We start from the raw sequence: 3917 nt of genomic DNA on the forward strand, positions 1-3917 counted from the left end.
TCTACCGGCTGGGGCTTGGCAGCTTCTGCAGCGCGGGTGGGCTGCGCAGCGGCCACGGCGGCAGGTGCTGGGGCCGGGGGCAGCTTGCTGGGTTGGATGTCGTTGCTCATGGTCTTGTCCTTTGTCTCGGCCCCGCTGACAGTGCTAACGGGTGGTCAAGCGCTGGAGCGGGTGACCATTTAGGGGGCTTCGTCATGATGATTCGACCGCTGCGGCCAGGACTTGAGGGGTTTTTTGAAAAAAACGGCAAATAGTTGCCGGTGGCCGGTCAATGCCTGCGGATGGCGATGGGCACAGTGGCTTTTTTTGAAGGTGTGTTAGAATCTCCCAAAATGGGAGTTAATGGAATGCGTGTGATTGCCAAAAGCTCGCTGGTCAGGTTTTGGATTCAACCGGAATTTTCGGATGCCAAGGGGGCTTTGCAAAGTTGGTTCGATGAAGCCATCAAAGCCGATTGGAAGACACCTCAGAACATCAAAGACCAATACAGCCATGCCAGCATATGTGCCAACAACCGCGTTGTGTTCAATGTGGCGGGAAACAAGTACCGCTTGGTCGTGGAAGTGCAATACAGAGCTGGGATCGTCTGGGTGAAGTTTGTGGGCACCCATGCAAGGTATGACCAAATCAACGTGGAGTCTGTTAATGAATATTAAGCCCATCCGAAATGACGATGACTTGAAAGTTGCCTTTCAAAGACTGGAGCTGGTTTTTCAGGCACCTGACGGGTCCCCAGAGGCCGATGAGATGGAGGTTTTGGTCACGCTCGTCGAGGCTTATGAGCGGAAGCATTACCCTATCTGCCCCGCAGACCCGATCGATGCCATTCAATTCAGAATGGAGCAGCAGGGGCTAACCCCCAAAGACTTGGAGGCTTACATTGGTCCCAGTGGTCGCGTGTCCGAAGTACTGAACCGCAAGCGCCGCCTGAGTCTGCAAATGATCAAACGTCTTCACCAGGGTTTGCACATCCCATACGAAAGCTTGTTGGCGGCGGTTTGAGTTGTCTGACCAGCTTGGCCACTTTTGGGCTCATGCCGTTGAACGCCACCCATCGTGCTCAGCGCGCCCATGGACTTCAGAACCCGGCTTCCTTTTGATGCCGCACCGCCAGGATAATCACATTTTCAGCGTCCGGACGGTAGCGGGCCACATAGCCACTGTCGCCAAAATCGATGATCCAGTCACGGAACGCGTCGTCCATGCCTTCTACCGGCCTGCCCATGCCAGGCTGCATTGACAGCACTTTGACGCTTTGACGAATGGCCGCCACGGCCCGTTTGGCCGCGTCCTGATTTTTGGGGGCAAGAAATCGATAGAGGCGCTGCACATCCAGCAGGGCCTGGGGCGACCAGATCAGTTGTGGCATACAGGTGGATCAACGTCGTTGCCCTGCTCCAACTGGGCCAGCCAAGCATCCGCTTGATCGGCCGTCACGTGCTGACCAGTGGCGCGGAAGGCCTCCCAGGCCTGAAGGGCGTCTCGGCGAAAGGCTTCCCGCTTTTCCTCACGGTCAACATACTGCGTGATCGCTTCACGCATCAGCCAGTGAGGTGTACGCTGGCACGCATCCGCCAGGCGCCTGATGCGGGCTTTGGTGTTCTCGTCGATCTTGATCGCTACAGGTCGAACAGCGGCAACAGCCATGGCAGACTCCAATTTGGTATCGATTGGTAATACCTCACGATACCACTTTCGATCGTCCAGCGCAAGGCGGGCTTTGCAGGGGAGAACGCGTTAGAAAAGCTTGCCTGATGCGGGCTTTTCGGGTTGTACGCCATGCTCCTTGCAATCAGCCAGATAGTCCTGGATTGCCGGTGCCGTTTTGTGGCGGCAAGCAAATAGTCAAGCCCGATCACCGCCAAACAAGCTGACTAGCTTGGCCACATCTGGGCTCATGTCCATGGTCTTAAGGCGGATATGAGGGTTGGCCGTGGCGAAGACGCGGAACACCTCGTCCACAAAGGCCTGCCCTACATGGACCACCCCTTCGAAATCGAGGATCACGGTTTTGAATTGGGTGGCGCGGTTCATCACCCATTTGGCTTGCGAACGTGACACCAGTTCGCTGCTCAGTTGCGCCAAGCGAACCGGAATTTCTGTGGTGTGAAAAGCCTCGCCGGGCTCGGCATCGCCAACGTGACTCGACTCAAAATATTTGAAATAAACATCATTGGCCGTGCGGGCGCTGTTCATTGCAATGGCCATGCGCACCACGGTTTGGGCCTGTGCGGGTTTGAGCTGTGCGTTGGCATCGATCCAGTCAAAAACAGGCAAAGGGGCGCTGGCCTCATTCGGGTCAAACCTCAAACCGCACGACTCGATGGAAAAGCCATCCATCATGCGCGACGACACAAAAATACCCATGCCTGAGTGGCCCAAGGGCGCGGTGGTGTACTTGCCTTTGGCCAACTCCAAAATGGCCAAGCGCGGGTCAAACAAGTCGGCGGCTTTGGCAATTTTGCGGAAGATCCCCTCGCCGTCATCTGCCACCAACATTTGCAGTTGCCCGCTTTGAACATGCATGCCCATCACCACTTGCTGCCCGTTGGAATGGTCGAGGGCGTTGTTCAGCATTTCGGTGAACGCGGTGTAGGCCAGATTTTTGACGTTAGGCTGCAGGTCTGCCAACAGAGCCGATAAGTGCTGTTCCCACACCACCATTTCGCCGCCCCGTCGAACGATGTCGTCAATGGCATCCACGTTCAGCCAGAAACGCTTGTTGCCCAGGCTGTAGGTTTGCCGGGTGCCCGTGCCGTGCCGTTGCAGATAGCCCGTATCGGCCAATTTTTTGATGCGCCGTGAAACGGCCACCCGTGTCAAGCCCGTTTGCTCGGTTGCAGCGCTGGCCATGGCCCCAGCTTGCGTCGCGCAGCTCAGGATGATTGCATCGTTGATGTCGAGCATTTGTATCCCCTGTAGATATTCAATAGGCAATTATTGTATATCTTGAGATTCAATATTGTAATTTTTAACTTTTTCTATCACTTGCCTGGTGTCGACTTGATCAGTGACCGAAGGTTTCACCACGCCTTTGAAGCATGGGCCAGATTATTGGGCTGGCGCGCCTGAGGCGAGGTTTTCGCTGAGCGACGGCCTCAATTGCCGTAGGCTTTCGCCATGCCTTCGAAGGTGCCTTTGAGGCTTTCGCGCATGCTGTTGCTGTTGCCCACGATGCTTTCCATCACGCTGAATTGGCTCATGTAACGGGTCATGAGCTTTTCCATGCGGTCGTCTAGCGCGGTCATTTCGTCTTTGTATTTGGCGATTTGGGTGGTTGCGCTTTTGCTTTGGGTGTCGATTAATCCTGTGGACAGCAGCATTTTTTCGATGCTGTTGATGGCGCTACCGGCCAGGCCCGCTGCGGCCGGGCTGTAAATGCTTTGGTTGTTGCCCGCGCTGAACATGGTCGAGACTTCGCCAAAGTTGTTTTGCAAAGCGGTGTCGAGCTTGGTTTCGTCGAGTGTGAGCTTGCCAAAGCGGTCAATGCTCAGGCCTACGTCGCGGGCGGCCTTGATGGTGGTGCCGGGGGTGGACGAGTTGCTGGTGATCATGCCTCGCACTTGAGTTCGCACCGATTGCAACAGGCTTTCACCGGCCAACACACCGCCAAATTCTTCCACCTCACTGGCGCGGTCGCCCAGGATTTTCAGGGTTTCTTCAAAGTCGTTGTAAGCGGCGACCAGGCCCTGGATGTTCTCTTTGATGCCCGCGGTGTCGCGGTTCAGATCGAGGCGGGCGGCGCCTGACGTGCTGGTGTAAAGCTCAAGCGTGACGCCGTCGATCACATCGTTGACGGTGTTGCTGCTGCGTGACACGGTCAGGCCGTTGACCTTGAAGCTGGCGTCGGTGGCCGTTTGCAAGGAGGTGTCGAAGGCGACATCGGCTAAGGCCGTGCCTGTGCCGTCGTCGCTGGT

7 protein-coding genes are annotated in these 3917 nt (G+C 56.2%); 2 read left to right on the forward strand and 5 right to left on the reverse strand.

The window, feature by feature from the left end; translation table 11 throughout:
- Positions 1-281: 281 nt before the first annotated feature.
- Positions 282-656, forward strand: a complete 375-nt coding sequence (locus Q0341_RS01940; protein ID WP_366522660.1) for a type II toxin-antitoxin system HigB family toxin — start codon at positions 282-284, stop codon at positions 654-656.
- On the forward strand, positions 646-1002 hold the full coding sequence (locus Q0341_RS01945) for a transcriptional regulator (protein ID WP_299510179.1): 357 nt from the start codon (positions 646-648) through the stop codon (positions 1000-1002). The genes Q0341_RS01940 and Q0341_RS01945 overlap by 11 nt, the downstream gene beginning before the upstream one ends.
- A gap of 76 nt (positions 1003-1078) precedes the next feature.
- Here Q0341_RS01945 and Q0341_RS01950 read toward each other — a convergent pair whose 3' ends face one another.
- The 5 genes from Q0341_RS01950 to fliD all read right to left on the reverse strand — a co-directional run.
- Positions 1079-1369 carry a type II toxin-antitoxin system RelE/ParE family toxin gene (locus tag Q0341_RS01950; protein WP_299510173.1) on the reverse strand — a complete coding sequence of 97 codons (291 nt, stop codon included), beginning with the start codon at positions 1367-1369 and terminating at the stop codon, positions 1079-1081.
- Positions 1357-1647 carry a ribbon-helix-helix protein, CopG family gene (locus Q0341_RS01955; protein WP_299510175.1) on the reverse strand — a complete coding sequence of 97 codons (291 nt, stop codon included), beginning with the start codon at positions 1645-1647 and terminating at the stop codon, positions 1357-1359. Before Q0341_RS01955 ends, Q0341_RS01950 begins: the two co-directional genes overlap by 13 nt.
- A gap of 90 nt (positions 1648-1737) precedes the next feature.
- Positions 1738-1812: a toxin-antitoxin system HicB family antitoxin gene (locus Q0341_RS15225; protein WP_366522661.1), complete on the reverse strand. Its 75-nt coding sequence runs from the start codon at positions 1810-1812 to the stop codon at positions 1738-1740.
- A 33-nt stretch (positions 1813-1845) separates the two neighbouring features.
- The gene (locus Q0341_RS01960; protein WP_299510176.1) at positions 1846-2907 is read right to left on the reverse strand and encodes a DUF4325 domain-containing protein; all 1062 of its coding nucleotides are present in this window, start codon (positions 2905-2907) and stop codon (positions 1846-1848) included.
- 191 nt (positions 2908-3098) lie between these two features.
- A partial coding sequence (gene fliD, locus Q0341_RS01965) for a flagellar filament capping protein FliD (protein ID WP_299510177.1) occupies positions 3099-3917 on the reverse strand: 819 nt, incomplete at its 5' end.

Origin of the sequence: uncultured Limnohabitans sp. (assembly GCF_937889215.1) — a bacterium.
GTDB lineage: Bacteria > Pseudomonadota > Gammaproteobacteria > Burkholderiales > Burkholderiaceae_C > Limnohabitans_A.

Coding starts and splice junctions, on each gene's coding strand:
- Q0341_RS01950 (WP_299510173.1), bottom strand. CDS start 1,369: ATGCCACAACTGATCTGGTCGCCCCAGGCCCTGCTGGATGTGCAGCGC.
- Q0341_RS01960 (WP_299510176.1), bottom strand. CDS start 2,907: ATGCTCGACATCAACGATGCAATCATCCTGAGCTGCGCGACGCAAGCT.
- Q0341_RS01940 (WP_366522660.1), top strand. CDS start 282: ATGGCGATGGGCACAGTGGCTTTTTTTGAAGGTGTGTTAGAATCTCCC.
- Q0341_RS01945 (WP_299510179.1), top strand. CDS start 646: ATGAATATTAAGCCCATCCGAAATGACGATGACTTGAAAGTTGCCTTT.
- Q0341_RS01955 (WP_299510175.1), bottom strand. CDS start 1,647: ATGGCTGTTGCCGCTGTTCGACCTGTAGCGATCAAGATCGACGAGAAC.